Source organism: Citrobacter sp. CK199, from assembly GCF_030333285.1.
Lineage (GTDB): Bacteria > Pseudomonadota > Gammaproteobacteria > Enterobacterales > Enterobacteriaceae > Citrobacter_B > Citrobacter_B koseri.
On sequence record NZ_JAOWGF010000024.1, the window covers coordinates 489,766 to 509,899 of the forward strand.

Annotated in this window: 18 protein-coding genes; 6 read left to right on the forward strand and 12 right to left on the reverse strand. The window is 53.3% G+C overall.

The window, feature by feature from the left end; translation table 11 throughout:
• Nucleotides 1-186: 186 nt before the first annotated feature.
• The 4 genes from OGX75_RS06360 to OGX75_RS06375 all read left to right on the forward strand — a co-directional run bounded on the left by OGX75_RS06360 (nt 187) and on the right by OGX75_RS06375 (nt 5,303).
• Nucleotides 187-762, forward strand: a complete 576-nt coding sequence (locus OGX75_RS06360) for a fimbrial protein (RefSeq protein WP_012131973.1) — start codon at nt 187-189, stop codon at nt 760-762.
• Between the two features lie 149 nt (nt 763-911).
• A complete protein-coding gene (locus OGX75_RS06365; protein WP_012131972.1) occupies nt 912-1,604 on the forward strand; it encodes a fimbrial biogenesis chaperone in 693 nt (230 codons plus the stop codon).
• Nucleotides 1,605-1,612: 8 nt separating this feature from the next.
• Nucleotides 1,613-4,156, forward strand: coding sequence for a fimbria/pilus outer membrane usher protein (locus OGX75_RS06370; protein WP_233594281.1), 2,544 nt, complete (start codon nt 1,613-1,615; stop codon nt 4,154-4,156).
• Complete coding sequence (locus OGX75_RS06375) at nt 4,146-5,303, forward strand: fimbrial protein (protein ID WP_071258739.1); 1,158 nt, start codon at nt 4,146-4,148, stop codon at nt 5,301-5,303. Before OGX75_RS06370 ends, OGX75_RS06375 begins: the two co-directional genes overlap by 11 nt.
• Nucleotides 5,304-5,347: 44 nt before the next feature.
• Here the strand turns inward: OGX75_RS06375 and cheZ are convergent, their stop codons facing one another.
• The 6 genes from cheZ to tar are packed head-to-tail and all read right to left on the reverse strand — an operon-like array spanning nt 5,348 to nt 11,643.
• Nucleotides 5,348-5,992, reverse strand: a complete 645-nt coding sequence (gene cheZ / locus OGX75_RS06380; protein WP_012131968.1) for a protein phosphatase CheZ — start codon at nt 5,990-5,992, stop codon at nt 5,348-5,350.
• A gap of 10 nt (nt 5,993-6,002) precedes the next feature.
• On the reverse strand, nt 6,003-6,392 hold the full coding sequence (gene cheY / locus OGX75_RS06385) for a chemotaxis response regulator CheY (protein ID WP_012131967.1): 390 nt from the start codon (nt 6,390-6,392) through the stop codon (nt 6,003-6,005).
• A gap of 16 nt (nt 6,393-6,408) precedes the next feature.
• Entirely contained in the window at nt 6,409-7,458 is a 1,050-nt protein-coding gene (gene cheB, locus OGX75_RS06390; protein WP_275166006.1) for a protein-glutamate methylesterase/protein glutamine deamidase, read from the reverse strand.
• Nucleotides 7,455-8,321, reverse strand: coding sequence for a protein-glutamate O-methyltransferase CheR (gene cheR, locus OGX75_RS06395; protein WP_047463139.1), 867 nt, complete (start codon nt 8,319-8,321; stop codon nt 7,455-7,457). The genes cheB and cheR overlap by 4 nt, the downstream gene beginning before the upstream one ends.
• A 19-nt stretch (nt 8,322-8,340) precedes the next feature.
• The gene (tap, locus tag OGX75_RS06400) at nt 8,341-9,942 is read right to left on the reverse strand and encodes a methyl-accepting chemotaxis protein IV (protein ID WP_048902383.1); all 1,602 of its coding nucleotides are present in this window, start codon (nt 9,940-9,942) and stop codon (nt 8,341-8,343) included.
• 42 nt (nt 9,943-9,984) lie between these two features.
• Nucleotides 9,985-11,643 carry a methyl-accepting chemotaxis protein II gene (gene tar, locus OGX75_RS06405; protein WP_110494121.1) on the reverse strand — a complete coding sequence of 553 codons (1,659 nt, stop codon included), beginning with the start codon at nt 11,641-11,643 and terminating at the stop codon, nt 9,985-9,987.
• Nucleotides 11,644-12,047: 404 nt separating this feature from the next.
• On the opposite strand from tar, the gene OGX75_RS06410 reads away from it, so the two are divergent.
• The gene (locus OGX75_RS06410; RefSeq protein ID WP_047463133.1) at nt 12,048-13,316 is read left to right on the forward strand and encodes a dicarboxylate/amino acid:cation symporter; all 1,269 of its coding nucleotides are present in this window, start codon (nt 12,048-12,050) and stop codon (nt 13,314-13,316) included.
• Between the two features lie 158 nt (nt 13,317-13,474).
• On the opposite strand, the gene cheW is transcribed toward OGX75_RS06410, so the two are convergent.
• The 6 genes from cheW to flhD all read right to left on the reverse strand — a co-directional run bounded on the left by cheW (nt 13,475) and on the right by flhD (nt 18,907).
• Nucleotides 13,475-13,978 carry a chemotaxis protein CheW gene (gene cheW / locus OGX75_RS06415; RefSeq protein ID WP_024130249.1) on the reverse strand — a complete coding sequence of 168 codons (504 nt, stop codon included), beginning with the start codon at nt 13,976-13,978 and terminating at the stop codon, nt 13,475-13,477.
• Nucleotides 13,979-13,999: 21 nt separating this feature from the next.
• Entirely contained in the window at nt 14,000-16,033 is a 2,034-nt protein-coding gene (gene cheA / locus OGX75_RS06420) for a chemotaxis protein CheA (protein WP_286451253.1), read from the reverse strand.
• A gap of 4 nt (nt 16,034-16,037) precedes the next feature.
• On the reverse strand, nt 16,038-16,964 hold the full coding sequence (motB, locus tag OGX75_RS06425) for a flagellar motor protein MotB (protein WP_012131957.1): 927 nt from the start codon (nt 16,962-16,964) through the stop codon (nt 16,038-16,040).
• Nucleotides 16,961-17,851 (reverse strand): flagellar motor stator protein MotA, encoded by an 891-nt coding sequence (motA, locus tag OGX75_RS06430; RefSeq protein WP_049010960.1) that lies wholly within the window; start codon nt 17,849-17,851, stop codon nt 16,961-16,963. Before motA ends, motB begins: the two co-directional genes overlap by 4 nt.
• 124 nt (nt 17,852-17,975) lie before the next feature.
• On the reverse strand, nt 17,976-18,554 hold the full coding sequence (gene flhC / locus OGX75_RS06435; RefSeq protein ID WP_024130246.1) for a flagellar transcriptional regulator FlhC: 579 nt from the start codon (nt 18,552-18,554) through the stop codon (nt 17,976-17,978).
• Nucleotides 18,555-18,556: 2 nt separating this feature from the next.
• Nucleotides 18,557-18,907 carry a flagellar transcriptional regulator FlhD gene (flhD, locus tag OGX75_RS06440; protein ID WP_024130245.1) on the reverse strand — a complete coding sequence of 117 codons (351 nt, stop codon included), beginning with the start codon at nt 18,905-18,907 and terminating at the stop codon, nt 18,557-18,559.
• Nucleotides 18,908-19,700: 793 nt separating this feature from the next.
• Here flhD and uspC point away from each other — a divergent pair.
• The gene (uspC, locus tag OGX75_RS06445) at nt 19,701-20,129 is read left to right on the forward strand and encodes a universal stress protein UspC (RefSeq protein WP_012131952.1); all 429 of its coding nucleotides are present in this window, start codon (nt 19,701-19,703) and stop codon (nt 20,127-20,129) included.
• The last annotated feature ends 5 nt before the right edge of the window (nt 20,130-20,134 follow it).

Genomic DNA, 20,134 nt, shown 5'->3' on the forward strand with positions numbered 1-20,134 from the left:
TATTTATGCACAGAAAGCAGGCGACACTGACGGTATAATAGCCTTCATTGATTCACAGAATATATTTTAAATTCACACATATAGATATAATTTAATATTGACCCCGTTTTCTATTTGCAATAAATTCACCCCATCTGAAACTGAACAATTTCATATCATGGATATCACCGTTAAGGAACTACAGTTATGAACGCAAGAGGACATATTATATCAGGCGCACTGCTGGCACTGGCGTCAACGGGAACCTTCGCCGCCGAACTGAATGCCGGTACGATTCACTTCACAGGACAAATTATCGAACCCAGTTGTGAGATTCAGGGCGATGATGGAACGAACAGCACCGTGCCATTAGGTACTTACCCCACCTCGCTTTTTTCCACTCCAGGAACTGAATCAACGCTTGCCCCCTTTTCCATTGTATTAGTGGATTGCCCACTTAAAAGCGATGGTCTGCCCGCCGTTCAGTTAACGTTTAACGGGACAACCGCCCTGACAGGTTCTTCGACATTACTGGATGTCAGTAAAATCACTACCGCCGGAGATACAGCGGCAACAGGGGTCGGTATTGCCGTTAGCCCGGAAAATAAAGACACGCAACTCATTACAATGGATGGAGGAGAAGGACAGGTGTTTATCGAATTACCCACTCTGACGGGCGACTCTGTTCAGGCGAATTTCAATGCCCGTTATAAATCATTCGCGCAAACCGTCACTGCGGGCCCGGCCGATGCGGACATGACCGTAAATATACTTTATCGTTAATAACCTGACTTTACTCATTGATAAAATCCATAGCATCTTCTGGCATTAACAGATTTATTTCAGGAAGGCGAATCTGATAATAGTCCGAAAATGGACCCGGACTATTATCTCCCCCGCTTTTATATGTCCACTTAATATAAGTTAAGGTTATGCGTACTGTATCTCAGGTTTTATTATGCCTCCCTGTAATATTAACATCATTTAGCCATGCCGCTGGAATTCAGGTTGGCCGCACGCGCATTATTTATGACGCAGGGAAAAAAGAGGTCGCCCTTCCGCTGGTCAATAAAGAGAAGGAACTGCCGTGGCTGATCCAGTCATGGTCCGATACCGGCGACGGTAAAACGCGTGGGCCTTTTATTGTCACGCCGCCACTGTTCCGTCTTGACCCGCAGAAAGAACAAAGCCTGCGTATTGCCTGGAATGGAACCGCGCTTCCCACAGACCGGGAATCCCTGTTCTACATGAATGTGCGCACAATTCCCGGTACAGCCAAAGAAGACGATGATAAAAACGTGTTGCGTCTGATTTACAAAACGCGTCTGAAATTGTTCTGGCGTCCGAAGGGCTTGCAAGGTACGCCCACCGAGACCTGCAAGAACCTGCATTTTGTTCGTCGCGGCGAAATGTTAACGGTGGTCAATGAAGGCGCGTTTCACAGCATCTTTGACAGTCTGCTGCTCGGCAACACCAGACTTGAGAAAGCCGATATGGTCACTCCCAGGTCCAGCGTGCAAATCCCGGTGCCGAAAAGCGCCTCGGGAAACACCGTTAGCTGGCGTTGCATTACGGATTACGGCAACGCCTCTGACAAATATACTGTCACTCTGGCTCGGGATTAAACCACCTTATGGCTTTTGGCCCACCTCTTTTACGTCAGCGTCTCACCCCACTGGTGCGTTGCCTTGGCGGTATGTTGCTGGTCTCTTCCTGTGTCGCGAACGCGCGCGAGTATCGCTTTTCGCCTTCTGCGCTGGAGGGGAATATGCTGACGCAGCAGGATATCGATCTTTCCTTATTTTCTAAATCCAGTGCGCAATTGCCCGGCGTCTACGCTTCCCGGGTCATGATTAACGATGTGCGCCTGGATGATGCGGATATCACCTACCTCGGCACGCCTGGCGGCGAACTGACGCCGCAGCTCACGCCGGATATGCTAAGAAAATGGGGCGTGGCGGTCGATAAATATCCTGAATTAGCCGCACTCAATGCGGCGAAGCCACTGCCTGAACCGTTGAGCGCGTATATCCCACAGGCGCTGGCAACGCTCGATTTCTCCGTTATGACGCTGCGCCTTAGCATCCCGCAGGCCGCCATTGCCGGCACGGGTAAAGGCTATATTGATCCGTCACGCTGGGATGACGGCGTCCCCGTCGCCTTTGTCGACTACGCCTTTTCCGGTTCACAAAACCAGGACGACACGCAAAACAACACCACTAACCAGTACCTGAATATGCGCAGCGGCACCAATATCGGCGGCTGGCGGCTGCGCAATTACGCCACCTGGAGCGACACTGACGGCAGCCATCACTGGGAAACCATCAACACCTATTTGCAGCACGATATTGACGCCCTGAAAGCGCAGTTTACCGGGGGAGAAAGCAACACCCGGGGCGACGTTTTTGACAGTCTGCAATACCGTGGCGTCAATATCGCCTCTGATGAAGAGATGCTGCCTTACAGCCAGCGCGGCTACGCGCCGGTGATTCGCGGCATCGCCAGCTCCAACGCCGAAGTGTCGGTACGTCAGAACGGTTATCTCATCTATCAGCAAAACGTCGCGCCCGGCGCATTTGAAATTAACGACCTTTATTCCACGACCAACAGCGGCGATCTGGAAGTCACGGTAAAAGAGGCCGATGGCACAGAGCGCCACTTTACCCAGCCTTATTCCAGCGTCGCCGTGATGCAGCGTCCTGGGCATATGAAATATGAAGTTACCGCGGGTCGCTATCGCGCAGACAGCGGGAGCGAACAAAATGAACCGGACTTCGTGCAGGGTAGCCTCATTTATGGCCTGAACAATAGCGTCACGCTGTTCGGCGGCGTGACCGCCGCGCAGGATTATCAGGCGATGAACAGCGGAGCTGGCCTCTCCCTTGGCATCGTCGGGTCGCTTTCCGCCGATGTGACGCTGGCGAAAACCCGGCTTGATGATGACACTCAGCACACCGGCCAGTCTTATCGCCTGCTCTACTCCGGGAAAATTGACACCACGGAGACAAACTTTACGCTGGCCAGCTACCGCTACTCTACCCGTGGTTATTACAGTTTCGCCGACGCGAATCAAAAGTACGACGATCATGAAGATGATCTGCTGTTTCGCTTTAACAAACGCAACCGGATTCAGGCCAGCATAAGCCAGAACGTGTCCGGCGCCAGCCTTTACCTGAACGGTTATCAGCAGGATTACTGGGGCACCGCCTACAAAGAGCGCAGTATTTCGGCGGGCCTGAATACCACGATTAAAAATATCAGCATCCACCTTGCTTATACCTACAGCAAAAGCAACGGCGAAGAGAGCGACCAGATGATCGCCTTCGGCTTCAGCGTGCCGTTAAGTCAGTGGCTACCGGGGGCCTGGAGCAGCTATAACATCAGCAATAACAAGCATGGCTACACCCAGCAAAATATCGGGTTAAACGGTACGCTGCTGGACGATGAACGCCTGAATTACGCCTTCCAGCAGAGCCATTCCAACCATGACGGCGCAGACACCAGCAGCGTATACGGTAGCTATCGCTCACAATATGCCAACCTCAATGCGGGTTACTACACCTCCTCTGACGATACGCAGCGCTTGAGTTACGGCGTCAGCGGTGCGATTGTCGCCCATCCACACGGTGTCACGCTGGCTCAGCCTTTAGGCAGTCAGTTTGCTATCGTCAACGCCAACGGCGCATCGGGCGTACGCTTCCAAAACCAGCGCGGCATTCAGACTGACTGGCAAGGCAACGCCATCATCCCGTCATTAAGCCCCTATCAGGAAAACCGGATTCGCGTCGACACCAGCAGCCTACCGGAGGACGTTGATACCAGTGAAACCGCCGTGACGGTGATTCCTTCGCGCAATGCCGCCGTTTCCGCCGCTTTTGATGCGCATGTCGGTTATCGCACGCTCATAAAATTAACTCGCCCGAATGGCATGACGGTGCCTTTTGGCGCGATGGCGACGGTCGACGCCCTCGCCATCAGCGGCATCGTGGATGATACGGGTACGCTTTACCTGGCCGGGGTCGCCGACGACGTTCAGTTAAGCGTCAAATGGGGAAATTCACAGGATCAACAATGCACAGCCCACATCACGCTGGATCGCGAACACCACGCGGTCAGCCCGACCGGCATCCATTACCTCAGCGCGACTTGTCAGCAGGAACCGCAAAATGTTAAGTAAAATGGGAAAATACGCACGTCTTTCATTGTCCGCAGCAGGTCTTTGCCTGATGGCGTCCGCAACAGCCCAGGCCGCAACCATTCTGCGTGACTGCTTTACCGCGCCACAGTATTACAGCGTCACGTTCAGCAACGAAATCAACGCAAACGACAACACGGCCAACAATATTGTTAAATTTGATGAGCATATTGTCGGGAACGGCGTTGAAATGGCGGCAAACTGCACATGCCCTGGCAATCTGTTTGAATCAACGGCAATAATGGAATTGACGCTGGCCGGAAGCCCGCTTAATGCCGGTATCGCCGGGTACGGTTATCTGACTGAAAACATAGATATTGATGTTGCAGGTTATAGCGATGCCGTTAATTCTCTGGACGGTACCGGCCTGATTCAGATCAGCATTAACCAGTATCCGACGCCGGTGTCGTCGATGGGGAAAGTGATCGAGTCAATGAAACCCACCGAAGGTTCCGCCAGCGTCTGTAGCGACAGCACCCATCCTGGCGCGCCCGCCCCCGCGAAGCGAACGTTCAGATGGAATGTTATCGCCGCCACGTTTTATATCAAAAAGCCCATTCTCGGTATCGAAGTCATTCCCCCAACGATACTCGTGCAAAACTACGCCTGTCTCTATTTTGACTCAGGAAGCTGCGACGCTGGCAGCGCACAGCACGTATCAAATATCTGGCTGAGTGGCTCACTCTCTGCCCCGCTGAGCTGTACGATTAATGCCGGAAGCACCATTGAGGTTGATCTGGGGAAAATTGTGAGTAAACAGTTTGTCACCAGGGGTCAGCCTCCCGAAGGCTACGCCCTGAAAAACGTTGATATCTCTTACCACTGCGACGGCAACGCCGTGGGAAATACCGACAGAATCAAGCTAACGCTCAGCGCCGACCAGGGGGTTGTAGACAGCAGCGATCCCCTGATAGCCAAAATGCTCGGCAGAGACGACCTGGGAGTGAGAATCTTTAGTGAGGACAACCAAAATGTTGCGCTGGACGGCACCTTTGAATTTCCGGTGACGATGGATGAGCAAGGTAACGGCGCGGTACACATCAAAGCCGCACCGGTGAGCACGACCAGCGCAACGCCAGCGCCCGGCGAATTTGAGGGCAATGTGACGGTAAAAATGGATCTGCGCTAAACGTTCCTCAGGTTGTCGGCACAACCTGAGGATACCTTACCGCATCAGAACCCGAGGCTATCCAGCAGGTCATCCACCTGATCCTGGCTGGCGACAACGCCGGCTTTGGTGGTGTCGACCTGTGGGCCATTGAGCAGGCTTTCATTCTCGCGTTTCGGACGTGAATTTTGCTCAGGGATGTTTTCCAGCAATACCATCAGCAGCTGGCGCTCAATCTCCTGGATCACATCCATCATGCGCTTGATAACCTGACCGGTGAGATCCTGGAAATCCTGCGCCATCATGATGTCCAGCAGTTGCGCATTGGTGAAGCTGGTATGCCCCGGCACATCACCGAGGAATTTACGCGTATCCGTAACCAGTTCGCGGGCGTCGGCGAGTTCAATCGGGTTTTCGAACCACTCATCCCAGCGTTTGGTCAGCGCTTTGGCGCCCTTCTCCATTTCATCCTGGTGTGGCTGAGAGGCTTCAACGCTGTTCAGCGCACGTTCCGCCGCCTGCGCCGTCATCTGTACAACATAGTCCAGACGATCGCGCGCGTCAGGAATCGCTTCCGCCGCTTCTGCTATCGCCTGATCCAGCCCCAGTTCGCGCAGGCTGTCACGCAGCATTCGGGTCAGACTGCCGATGCGCGCAATGATGTCCCCTGCTGAATGCTCATCAACAGGTTTAATTTGTGGTTGCATCATACTCAGACCCTCACATGCCCAGTTTCTCAAAGATTTTGTTGAGTTTCTCTTCCAGCGTCGCCGCAGTGAACGGTTTCACCACATAGCCGCTGGCGCCCGCCTGCGCAGCCGCGATAATGTTCTCTTTCTTCGCTTCTGCGGTCACCATCAGCACCGGCAATGACGCCATTGCGCCATCAGCGCGAATCGTTTTCAGCAGTTCCAGACCGTCCATGTTGGGCATGTTCCAGTCAGAAATTACGAAGTCAAAGCCGCTTGCCTGCAATTTGTTCAGTGCGTCAACGCCATCTTCGGCCTCTTCGACGTTATTGAAACCCAGCTCTTTTAGCAGGTTGCGCACGATGCGACGCATGGTGGAAAAGTCATCCACAACCAGAAATCTGAGCTCTTTGTCCGCCATAAAAAAATACTCCTCGTTAAATACGTATTGCCTGTCCGGCACTGATTTTCGCCAGCATCTGCTGGCTTACCTGGCTAAGATCGACCACTTCGCTCACGCCACCCATATTGATGGCCTCGCGCGGCATGCCGAACACCACACAACTTGCTTCATTTTGCGCGATAGTCCAGGCGCCAGCCTGGTGCATCGCTAACATTCCGGCCGCGCCATCGTTACCCATGCCGGTAAGGATGACCCCTACCGCATTGCGCCCCGCATGTTTTGCGACCGAATGAAACAACACATCCACTGACGGGCGATGGCGGTTAACCGGCGGCCCGTCATGAATTTTGATTTGATAGTTCGCCCCGCTGCGCGTCAGCTCCATATGCTTGTCGCCGGGGGCGATGTAGGCATGGCCTGGCAGCACGCGTTCGCCGTCTTCCGCCTCTTTCACGCTAATCTGGCAGAGCTTATTTAACCGCTCGGCAAACGAACGGGTAAAACCGGGCGGCATATGCTGGGTGATGATCACCGCCGGACTGGAAAGCGGCAGCGGTTGCAGCACATGACGTATGGCCTCGGTTCCCCCCGTCGAGGCGCCAATCGCGATCAGTTTTTCAGAACTGAGCAGCGGCCCCGCTTTTAGCGTCACAGGCGCAGCCATCGGCTTATGCGCCGTCAGGCGAGCGCGTGACGCGGTGCGGACTTTCTCTGCGATCATCTCGCTGTACGCCAGCATCCCCTCGCGAATGCCCAACTGAGGCTTGGTGACAAAATCAATCGCCCCCAGTTCCAGCGCGCGCAGCGTCACCTCTGAACCTTTCCCGGTCAGAGAGGAGACCATAACCACCGGCATCGGACGCAGGCGCATCAGTTTCTCAAGAAAATCGAGACCGTCCATGCGCGGCATTTCCACATCCAGCGTCAGCACATCGGGGTTATATTTTTTGATTAAATCCCTGGCAACCAGCGGATCGGGCGCCGTCGCCACCATTTCCATATCGCTATGGCTGTTAATAATTTCGGTCATGATTTGGCGCATCAGCGCTGAATCGTCAACCGACAACACCCTGATTTTACTCATGCTTTGTCCTTACTTAGCGCATACACCGTCTGTCCGCGCAGGCTAAAGTCGCGCACGAGGTTGCTAAAGTTTTCTGAGTGACCCGCAAACAGCAGTCCGTCAGGCTTAAGGAGTGGAACAAAACGACGCAGAATGTCCTGCTGCGTTGTTTTATCAAAATAGATCATGACGTTACGGCAAAATATCGCGTCGAATGGCCCAGGAACGTTGTACTGTTTATCCAGCAGGTTGAGGGTGGAAAACTCAACGTAATTAGCCAGTTCCTGTCGCACGCGCACCAGCCCTTCATGCGGGCCTGTACCGCGCATGAAATAACGCTGCAACTGTTGTGGCGACAGCGTTTTCAACTCGTCCTGACGGTAAATCCCGCTTCTCGCCTTTTCCAGTACTTCGGTGTCGATATCGCTGGCGAAAACTTTCCAGCGCCCCGGCGCCATCCCTAAGGCATCCGCCAGCGTAATGGCGATGCTGTAGGGTTCCTCTCCGGTAGAGGCCGCCGCGCTCCACACACGGTATTCCCCGTTGCGGCGACGCGCGTGATCCGCCAGTACCGGGAAGTGATGCGCTTCACGGAAGAAGGCCGTCAGGTTAGTGGTCAATGAGTTAATAAAAGCCTGCCACTCAGCGCTGTTCTGGTTGGCTTCCAGCATGCTGAGATAACGGCCGAAATCATCCAGCCCCAGCGTTCTCAGGCGACGAACCAGGCGGTTGTAAACCATATCCCGCTTGTGGTCCGCCAGCACGATTCCCGCGCGCTGGTAGATTAATTGACATATCCGACGAAAATGCGCGTCAGACAGCGCGAGGCGCTGTGTCATCTGTAACAATAATGACGTTTGCCCGGTGGGCAGCGATGATGTCATAGCGCCTTCTCAATCACATTCAGGATACAACGGGTACCGCTTGCGGCGGCGCCGACTCTTGTTGTGTTACGACTTGCTCTTCAAGCTTAAATACCGCGACACGGGCAGAGAGATGGTCTGCCTGGTTCGCTAACTGATCGGTGGCGGCGGCAGCTTCTTCGACAAGCGCGGCGTTTTGTTGCGTCACCTGATCCATCTGGCTGACGGCTTGCGCCACCTGCTCAATTCCTCTGCGCTGTTCATCGGAGGCCGAGGCGATTTCGCCCATGATGTCGTTCACCTGGGTTACCGAGCTGACGATCTCCGTCATGGTATTCGCGGCGGTGTCCACCAGTTGCGATCCCTGATGCACACGGTTTACGGACTCCTCAATCAACCCTTTAATCTCTTTGGCCGCCTGTGCGCTGCGGCTCGCCAGGTTACGCACTTCGCCTGCGACAACGGCAAAACCGCGCCCCTGCTCACCGGCCCGCGCCGCTTCGACCGCCGCATTCAGCGCCAGAATATTGGTCTGAAACGCAATGCTGTCGATAACGCCGATGATGTCGCCAATTTTCTGCGAACTGGCGGCAATATCCTGCATTGTGCTGGCCATACGCGAAGCCTGGTCGCCGCCTTTTTTCGCGGTATCCGCCGCGCTTTTCGCCAGACCGGAGGCCTGACGGGCGTTATCGGCGTTCTGCCCGACCGTTGCCGTTAGCTGCTCCATACTGGCTGCGGTTTGCGCCAGCGACGCCGCCTGCTGTTCGGTACGCGACGACAGATCGTTATTGCCCATCGCGATTTCCGAAATGCCGGTATGCATCGCTAAACTGCCCTGCCGCACGTCGCTGACCGTTTCGCGCAGCGCCTGCTGCATGGCCTTCAGGCTGGCGAAAATAGCGGAAATCTCGTTGCGCCCATATACGGCAATCGGCCGCGCCAGGTTTCCGTCCGCAATGCTGTCAAAATGGCTGCCGATAATCGCCAACGGCTGAACAATCATTTTGCGTGACCAGAACAGCGCCCCGGTGGTTAATAACGCTGCGACGACCACCATCGTGATAAAAATAATCGCCGAGCGGTGATAATTGTCTTTCCCCTGTTCGCTGGCCGTCTCCAGAACACGGTTGATATCCTGCTGCCAGGTAGTGACGTTGGCGTCAAAGGCGTCCTGCGATGCCTGTACCGGCGCGGTCAGAAAATCCGACAGCTGGTTGCTTTCAAGCCAGGTGGCCTGATGTTCCAGATCGCTATACCACTGCGTATAACTCTTTTCCGTGGCGGCCTGTAACGCTTTCCCCTCTTCCGTACTCGCCTCTGTCGCCATAAAACCTTTAAACACAACGCCGGACTGCGCCAGGCTTTCCCGGGCAGTGGTCATCAGCTGTTTGATATCCTCGGGCGGATAGCTCAGTGCGGTTAACGTCCCGGCTTTATTCAGCGCGGTACTGGCCTGTAATAAAACGGCGCGTGTTTGCGCCAATGCTGCGCGTTGCTGATTACTCTGCTCGACCTGGTTCAGACTCTGAAAACCATCGCGAAATGCCCAAAAGGACAAGCCATTACTGCCAATCTGCAAAACACCACAGAGGATCAAGATTAAAAACAGCGTGGTCGAGATTCGAATACGATTAAACATCAACGCTCCCATTAGGCGGCAAAGGCCACGATTAAAAGACGATCAAAATGTTTCCCAGTGAGTATCTTGTTCAGTTGCAAGCTGGCGCGGTTGCGCTGTACGCGACGCCGCTGCGGTTGTATTCAGGTCTGTTTTTACGGTTAATGGACGAGATGCCAGACGAAACGCGGATACCGCCATCGTTAAACGGCTGGCCTGCTCTTCCAGCGCGGCCGCTGCGGCCGCCGACTCCTGCACCAGCGAGGCGTTCTGCTGCGTGACGCGATCCATCTCAGAGACGGCCAGCGCCACCTGATCGATCCCACGGCTTTGCTCATCGGAAGCCGACGCGATTTCACCCATGATGTCCGTCACGCGGGTCACGGCATTAACAATGTCTCTCATCGTTTCACCGGCGCTTTCCACCAGCACGGAGCCGGTATCCACCCGCGAAACGGAATCTTCAATGAGCGCTTTGATCTCTTTCGCCGCCTGCGCGCTGCGGCTTGCCAGGTTACGCACTTCCCCTGCCACCACCGCAAACCCGCGCCCTTGCTCCCCGGCGCGCGCGGCTTCAACCGCAGCGTTCAGCGCCAGAATATTGGTCTGGAATGCAATGCCGTCGATAACGCTGATGATGTCGGCGATTTTCTTCGAGCTGTCGGCAATTTCATGCATGGTGTTGACCACGCCATCCACCACTTTCCCACCGTGTTGCGCAGTGTCGGAGGCGCTTTGTGCCAGGTGCGACGCCTGACGGGCGTTGTCGGCGTTCTGTTTCACCGTCGCGGTGAGCTGTTCCATGCTGGCAGCCGTCTCTTCCAGCGCCGACGCCTGCTGCTCGGTGCGGGAGGAAAGATCGGTGTTGCCCGTAGCGATTTCGCTGGTGCCGGAATAGATGGCGTCAGACCCTTCACGTACCTGAGTCACCGTCTCAATCAGCGAACGCTGCATATGATCAACGGTTCCCGCCAGTTCACCGATCTCATTGCGCCCGGAGACGGTCAGCGTATTGGTCAGGTTGCCGCTGGCGATGTCACGAATATGGGCAATCACTCGCGCCAGCGGATTCAGCAAGGTATGACGAATGCCGTACCACACCACAACCAGAATCAGCACCAGGACAACGGCCAGAATACCCAATTGCCACTGGGCAAAATGGTAGTCACGCGCGCTCTCATCAAACGCCTTGCTGTACAGTTTTTCGCTCACGCCAGCGTATTTGCCCAGCGCTTCGCCAAGTGCGTTCTGCATCCCCTGGGTTGGCTGCGCGAAGTAGGCATCCATGTTGCCGTTTTCGAGGAACTGAACCAGTTCCGCCAGCGCCGCATGGTATTGCTGGTATTTTTCATCCACATTGCCGCTGGCTTCCGCCATCTCCGGCAGCGGATTGATATTTTTGAAGTTGGCATAATGCGTTGCCGCCTGCTCCAGCGTGCTTTTGGCGTTTTTTAGCAGGTCGTTTTTCGCGCTGCTCTGCTGATTAGAGGCATCCATCATCATGCGGGCCGAAGAACGGCTCAGGTTAATACGCGTTTGCAGCATGAGATCCCATGTCGAGGTCAGTTCGCTCTGCTGCTGGCGTAAATCATTTGAAATAACAAAACTCTGCTGGTTCTGCTGTAATGACGAAAACAACAGACCACCGGAAACAAGCTGTAGCAGTGCGAAAACCCCCAGCACCATCATCAGCATTGTGACAACGCGGATACGGTTAAACATAAGGCACCTTCCTGAAAACGAGTTATCAACGTTATCGGCACCAGAGAAGAGAACTTTACATTTGCGAAAAGGAAATAGAAGCAGGAAGCGCCGATCGGCGGATCGCGGCTGGCGGTTTTGGGGCGGCAACCAGACATTGACAGAAAAACATCATTATTATCATTATATTAACATTCATCACCTTCCTGGACAGTTTGCATTTTGCCGACAAAAACGATGCTTATGTGACTCCGATCACATAAGCACAGCCGTCAGAACACAACAAAATGAATAAATAATAAAAAATAGTTGTATCCCCCTGCGCTTTAATTCAATTTATATGATGAATATTTCAGTGCGACTCAATAAATAAAACAAAAGCGTTACTGACAACAACATGTTAAATCCAGCCAGAGGGCTTTTCAGTGGCAAGTGCAAACAAACTCACGTTATTTATCGTGATCTTCATGCTGGCAGGCATCCTGTCAGGCGCGGTGATTCACTCTTACGCGTCACAGGAGGCGATCGCCGCCTGGTCCGATAACATCACGCTCCTCACCGATATTTTCTTACGGCTCATTAAAATGGTGATTGCCCCGCTGGTCTTCAGCACGCTGACCGTGGGCATCATGCGTCTGGGCGAAACCGCCACTATCGGCCGCGTTGGCGGTAAAGCGATGGTCTGGTTTATCAGTTCTTCCGTGTTGTCCATTCTGGTGGGGCTGTTTATCGTGACGATTGAGCATCCGGGCAGCGGTCTGAATCTGGCAATTCCGGCAGAATCGGTCGACACCGGGCTTGCGGTGGGCGGCATGAGCTTAAAAGGATTCCTGTCGCACACCATTCCGACCAGCATTGCCGGAGCGATGGCCAATAACGAAATTTTGCAGATCGTCGTGTTTTCCATGTTCTTCGGTATTGGCGGCGCGTCGCTTGGCGAGAAATTCAACGCGCCGCTGGTCGCCGCCCTGGATGTGGTTTCACATATTATGCTGAAGGTGACTGGCTACGTGATGTACGTTGCGCCGTTGGCCATTTTTGCCGCGATCTCCTCGGTGATCGCCACCCAGGGGCTGGGGATTCTGCTTAACTACGCATCGTTTATCGGCGGCTACTATGTGGCGATTCTGCTGACCTGCCTGGTGCTGTTGGCCGTGGGCTATATGGTGCTGAAAAAAGAGGTGTTCCGGTTAGTCAGCATGTTGAAAGATCCGGTGCTGGTCGCCTTTACTACCAGCAGCTCTGAAGCCGCTTACCCAAAAACGCTGGAACAACTGACGAAGTTTGGCTGCTCACGCAACATCGTGTCGTTTGTGCTGCCTATTGGTTACTCTTTTAACCTCGTCGGCTCAATGGTGTACTGCTCTTTCGCGTCGATGTTTATCGCGCAGGCTTATAATATTCATCTCTCTTTTGCGGAAATTACGGTGCTGATGCTGACGCTGATGCTGGCGTCAAAAGGAATTGCAGGCGTGCCGCGTTCTGCGCTGGTGGTGCTGGCCGCCACGATTCCGAGCTTTAATATTCCGGTGGCGGGCATTTTGTTGCTGATGGGGATTGACCATTTTCTTGATATGGGACGCTCCGCCATTAACGTGTTAGGAAACGGGATTGCCACCGCAATGCTGGCGCAGAATGAAGGTTTGCTGGAAGAGGACGCGGAAGAACGCGTTCCTCAGCAGTTAGTGGGGTAATTTATTTGCCGGATGGCGGTGTAAACACCTTATCCGGCCTACATACGGCGATGAGTCATGTGTAGGCCGGATAAGCAAAGCGCCATCCGGCACAAACAGAGAGCGCCTCACCCGTAGGCCGGATAAGCGAAGCGCCATCCGGCACGGGCAGTCAACGGTTATGCAACGTGGGAAGCGGCGATATCAAGCAGCGCCATCTCATCGCTGTTCAGCAGTTTCTCAATGTTCACCAGGATCAACATACGTTCGCCAAGCGCGCCCAGACCGGTCAGATATTCCGTAGACAGGGTAACGGCAAACTCCGGCGCCGGGCGAATTTGCTCCGCCGTCAGCGACAGCACGTCAGACACGCCGTCCACCACAATCCCTACCACGCGTTGTCCCAGATTCAACACGATGACCACCGTGTTATCGTTATACTCAACGTCGCCCTGGCAAAACTTCACGCGCAGATCGACAATCGGCACAATCACACCGCGCAGGTTCGTCACCCCTTTAATAAAAGAAGGCGTGTTGGCGATGCGCGTGACCTGATCGTAGCCACGGATCTCCTGCACTTTCAGGATGTCGATACCGTACTCTTCATCTCCCAGTGTAAATACCAGGAATTCCTGACCTGACGGCTCGCCGGCCAGTTTGGTTACATTACTCATACCGGTCATATAATTACCTTTCTCACTCAATCAGGCGGCTGTGATCGCCATACGTTGTTCACGGTTTAAACCCTGCAATGCGGAGACATCAACGATCAGCGCCACGCTGCCGTCGCCCAGAATCGTCGCCGCAGAAATGCCAGGCACCTTGCGATAGTTGCTTTCCAGGTTTTTCACTACCACCTGGTGCTGTCCAATAAGCTGATCAACCAGCAGTGCGTAACGGCGACCGCCGCTTTGCAGGATCACCACAATGCCCTGCGTGGCTTCAGTTTTGGCGCCAACGACATCAAAGACTTTCCACAGTTCCACCAGCGGCAGATACTCGCCGCGCACTTCCAGTACGCGCTCGCCTCCGGCCAGCGGGTGCAGATCGTCTTCACGCGGTTGCAGCGATTCCATTACCGCATTCAGCGGCAGAATGAACACTTCGCCCGCCACGCGGACGGACATCCCGTCCAGAATAGCCAGCGTCAGCGGCAGCAGAATGCGAATGGTGGTGCCCGTCCCCTGCTTCGACTGGATTTCAACGTGGCCGCCCATCTCCTGGATGTTACGTTTCACCACGTCCATGCCCACGCCGCGACCGGAAACATCCGTCACCTGCTCGGCGGTGGAGAAGCCCGGCGCAAAAATCAACATGCCCACTTCTTCATCGGTCATGTTTTCGTTGACTGCCATCCCCTGAGAGACAGCTTTCGCCAGAATGCGCTCGCGGTTCAGCCCCGCGCCGTCATCGGTCACTTCAATGCAGATATTGCCGCCCTGGTGTTCAGCGGAGAGGATCAGATTACCGATAGCATTCTTCCCGGCTTCAAGGCGTGTTTCCGGCATCTCGATACCGTGATCGAGGCTATTGCGCACCAGGTGGGTTAATGGGTCGATAATGCGTTCAATCAGACTTTTATCCAGTTCCGTCGAGCTGCCGACGAGGGTCAGTTCAACCTGTTTGCCCAGTTTCCCCGCCAGGTCGCGCACCAGACGCGGGAAGCGGCTGAAGACGTACTCCATCGGCATCATACGAATCGACATCACCGACTCTTGCAGATCGCGGGCGTTACGTTGTAACTGACCCATGCTGGTGATGAGATCGCCATGATTAACCGGGTCCAGTTCATTAGAACGCTGGGCCAGCATTGACTGAGTAATCACCAGTTCGCCGACCAGGTTGATCAACTGGTCTACTTTCTCAACCGCCACGCGAATACTGGTTGACTCTCGCTCACGGGCCGGCTTTTCACGCTCGGCGCGCCCGGACTGCGGTTCGCTGGCGGCGGCTTTGGCAACAGGTACCACTGCGGTCGGTTGCGGCGTAGTTGCCACGGCAACAGGCTCTTCGACCTGCGCGACCGGGGCTGAGTAGACCGTCTCAAAGGCTATCTGATCGGCTTCAATCACAAAGCAGAGCACCGCAATGATGTCATCTTCCGCAATCGTGCCGTCGAGGGTCGCGGACAGCGAATCCGCGCCTTTCACCACATCCGTTAAGGTGGCCAGGTTGCCCAACTCTTCTTCAAGCAGATCGACTTCATTGGCTTTCAGGCGCGAAAGAACCACGCGCAGTTTGCTCTCTTCCGCGCTGTTTTCCTGTGCGACTGCCTCTTCCTGTATCGCCGTACCGTCGACGACGCTCAGTTTGGCAGCGTTAACCACCGCCGGAGCGGTTTCCCCTTTCGCCTCGAGCGCTAACTGACGTAACGCGTTGCAGATATATTCGAAGCTTGCGGCATCCGGCTCTTCCGAGCTTTTATAGGCGTCGAGCTGTTCCTGCATAATATCTTTCGTTTCCAAAAACAGGTTGATAATGTCGGTATTGAGCTGCATCTCACCGCGCCGGGCTTCATCCAGCAGGTTTTCCATCAAGTGGGTTGTTTCCTGCAAAACGGTAAAGCCGAAAGTACCTGCGCCGCCTTTAATGGAGTGCGCCGCACGAAAAATGGCATTCAGTTGCTCAGAGTCCGGGGCTTCAGGCGCCAAATCAAGCAGGTGCTGCTCCATGTCAGCCAACAGCTCGTCAGCTTCATCAAAAAATGTCTGATAAAAATCGCTAATATCCATGCTCACGCTATCACCTCGGATTGGCTGGTGGCGATGTGGGAACGCTTACCGGCGGGAGTGCCGCTGGCTGTTGTAAGACACTTACCGGCTCATTCTGGCTTTCAGCGTTTTCATGCAAAATGGCCTCTTCTGCCTGCTTGTTCAACACCAGCAGACTTATACGGCGGTTGATGGCGTCATCAGGACCGCGATCGCTCAGACGCATCGTGGCGGCCATGCCTACCACCCGTAATACTTTTCCATCATCCAGACCGCCAACCACCAGCTCGCGACGCGAAGCATTGGCGCGGTCGGCCGACAATTCCCAGTTGCTGTATCCCCGTTCGCCGCTGGCGTACGGGAAATCATCCGTATGACCGGAAAGGCTGATGCGGTTAGGAATACCGTTCAACACCGGCGCAATACCACGCAGAATGTCACGCATGTAAGGTTCAACCTCCGCGCTGCCCGTCTTAAACATCGGGCGATTCTGGCTGTCGATAATCTGAATGCGCAGCCCTTCCTGAACCAGGTCAATCTTCAGGTGCGGCCGCAATGCGCGCAGTTTGGGATCGGACTCAATCAGCTGATCCAGGTCGCCGCGCAATTTGCTCAGACGGCTCTGCTCCATACGCTTTTTCAGTTCATCAATATTGGGTTGCTTGTTCACTTCACCCTGCTGCTGGGTGTAGTCCTCGCCGCCGCCGGGGATCGGACTTTCACTGTTCGCGATGCGATGTCCGCCCGTTATCGCTGTTGCCAGCGGCGTACGGAAATATTCGGCAATTTGAATCAATTCTTTAGGACTGGAGATAGAAATCAGCCACATGACGAGGAAAAAAGCCATCATCGCCGTCATAAAGTCGGCGTAAGCAATTTTCCAGGAGCCATGCGCCCCGCCGTGACCCTTATGTTTCCGCCGTTTTACGACGATAATTGGATGGGGCTGATTCTTCATGCTTCCTCGGTCGTCGTCTGCTGCTGGTTCGGGTTTCTCACTGCGCGTACGTGCTCTTCCAGTTCAATGAACGAAGGTCGTTCGCTGGAATACAATGTTTTACGACCAAATTCGACGGCGATCGGCGGCGCATAACCGTTCAGGTTAGAAAGCAGTGTGATTTTTACGCACTGCATCATTTTGGTGGTTTCAGCGCTCTTTTGACGCAGCACGCTGGCGAGTGGCGAGATAAACCCATAGGCCAATAAAATCCCGAGGAATGTCCCCACCATCGCATGGGCGATCAGCGCCCCCAGTTCAGCCGCCGGACGATCGGCGGAAGCCAGCGCATGGACAACCCCCATGACCGCCGCAACGATACCAAATGCCGGTAATGAATCGCCCATCAGCGCCAGGCTGTTGGCAGGAACTTCCGCCTCGCTTTCGTGGGTTTCAATTTCCTCATCCATCAGCGCCTCAATTTCAAAGGTATTCATGTTGCCGCTGATGATCAGGCGCAGATAATCGACGATAAAATCAAGCATGATCGCGTCGGCCAGAATACGCGGATAGCTGGCAAAAATTTCACTCTCTTTCGGGTTTTCAATGTCACGTTCCAGCGAGAACATCCCCTGCTGGCGCGATTTGGCCATCAGGCGATAGAGCAACGCCAGCAAATCCATGTACATCGCTTTTGTGTATTTCGAACGACGAAACAGTAACGGGATCGCCTTTAACGTCCCTTTGATCGCTTTGCCGTTGTTACCGACAATGAATGCCCCGATCCCCGCACCACCGATGATGACGAATTCAGCCGGTTGATAGAGTGCTCCAAGGTGTCCGCCGGTCATCATGTAACCACCGAAAACTGTACCGAGAACTACCAGGTAACCTAATAAGATAAGCACGACATCATCCTTCCGCTGTTGACTAAAACAGGATGTACAGTCGGGCGAATAACACGTCGGCAAGGCAAAAAAAAGCAGCGGTAATTACTTACCGCTGCTGGAGTGTTTGTCCACACCGTATCGGTTAAACAGCCTGTTCGATCTGTTCATCCAGCAGTTGTGGAATAATATCGGCAGCATTTTGGGAAAGTTTACGTCTTTTTACTGCGCGGGACGGCGGCTGGCACAAACTACAGGCAAAACTTCCCGCAGGCTGATGCGCATGGGTAATAAAATTCCCGCCACAGCAATTACAGGTCGATAATTCAAGCAACCCGCTTTCCACGAAACGCACCAGCGTCCATGCGCGTGTTAACGCCAACAATGGCCCGTCTTCCGCCTGCGGGCACTGTTCCAGATACAGACGGTACGCTTTAATGACCGCATCCACGCCGCTGCACAGACCGGTTTTGAGTAAGAACTGCCAGGCGTTGCAAAACATGGAGGCATGAATGTTTTGCTCCCATGTCATAAACCAGTCCGTTGAAAAAGGAAGCATACCTTTTGGCGGAGGACTGCCGCGTAACTCTTTGTATAATTTGATGAGGCGACCACGACTTAACTGCGTTTCGCTTTCCAGCATTTGCAAACGGGCGCCCAAAGAGATCAATTCCATCGCTAACTGGATATCGCGAGCTTCCTGAACAATGCTTTTTTCACTCATCATCAAGCCCTTTTCTTACGCGCCGCATCATCGGCCTGATTCACATCGTGTAACAGGCGTGTTGAAAGCATGATACCGGTATGAATTTGCTGAAGATCGTCAACGCGAGAATCCTGGGTCAGCTGGGTAACTGTCTGGTGGTTGTCAAAACGGAAATGACATACCAGCTGGTTTGTTTCGGCCAGTTTAACCATTTGTGGAAGAGTCAGAGTACCCAACGTGTTCGCCATCTCTTCACTGATACCAAGGCGGAACATCGCGGATGCTTTGTCCTGAACGATCAGACGCTGTGCAAGGAGTAAATATGACAGATTGATGTCATAAATGTGTTTCAGCAACTCGGATGTATGCATTGTTCCCATCCAGAATAACCAACTTTATTTTTATGCGGTGTAACCGCACCCCGTGATGTCGCCGGGAATCCCCGGTAAAAAAAGCAAAAAGGTCAAATGCATAGCCACGCCCAGGCACCGATGCATACAGTAAAACCCCCCTTAATGGGGTGTCAGGTTTTTACACGTTTACATGATTTATTACAAAATGCCTAAGATTTTTCCTAATTCGACGCAACTCTACTCGTCAGCACGAACACATACAACGGAGCCGGGCTGCGAATTTGAGAAATATGTGATCTAGATCACATAAATCATCCAAATACTTAACATAAATCCATCAGTTGAACTTTTATTTTGATTATTTTTTAGCCTTTCGTTCAGTTTTTCTATTCCAGATACACGAATATGTGCGTAAATAATCACTCATGCGGTATGTTTAGTACCGTTAAAATAACATCTGAAAATATCCCCCTTTCTGAATATTCCTGTCGGGGACGTAAAATAATTTAATCGTTTCTAAACAACCACTTAAATATTAAGCAGGGTTAACCAATAGACGGTATCTATGATGCATAACAAGTTAATTTTTGTTACATCGTAATTAACATTTTGTTTTCATAATTGGTCGATTTAAGTTAAAGCGCGTAATAACGTTTACAATATGCGTTATGCCACTATTCCATTTATAAGAATAATTAATGAATTATTATGATAACCTTCACACTATCGTCACAGGAAAACATTGCAGAATTCGACTAAACAGAGTAAAGCTGAAGAAGAAACCTCATATTCTTGCAATAAGGAGCGAGTTATGAGCTATACGCATATTCTTGTCGCCGTCGCCGTTACCCCCGAAAGTCAGCAGCTGTTAGCGAAAGCTGTCTCCATTGCTCGTCCCGTCAATGCCCGCATTAGCCTGATTACCCTCGCCTCTGATCCCGAGCTGTATAATCAATTCGCCGCCCCCATGCTGGAAGATTTGCGGGAGGTGATGCATGAAGAGACGCAGGATTTTCTCGACAAACTGAGTGCGAAGGCAGACTACCCGATTGAACAAACGTTCATTACTTACGGGGAGTTAAGCGCGCATATTCTGGATGTGTGTCGTAAGCAGCAGGTGGATTTGGTCATTTGCGGCAATCATAATCACAGCTTCTTTTCGCGAGCGTCCTGCTCAGCGAAAAGTGTCGTTAGCGCCAGTGAAGTTGATGTATTGCTGGTTCCGCTTGCCGGTGATTAGCGGGC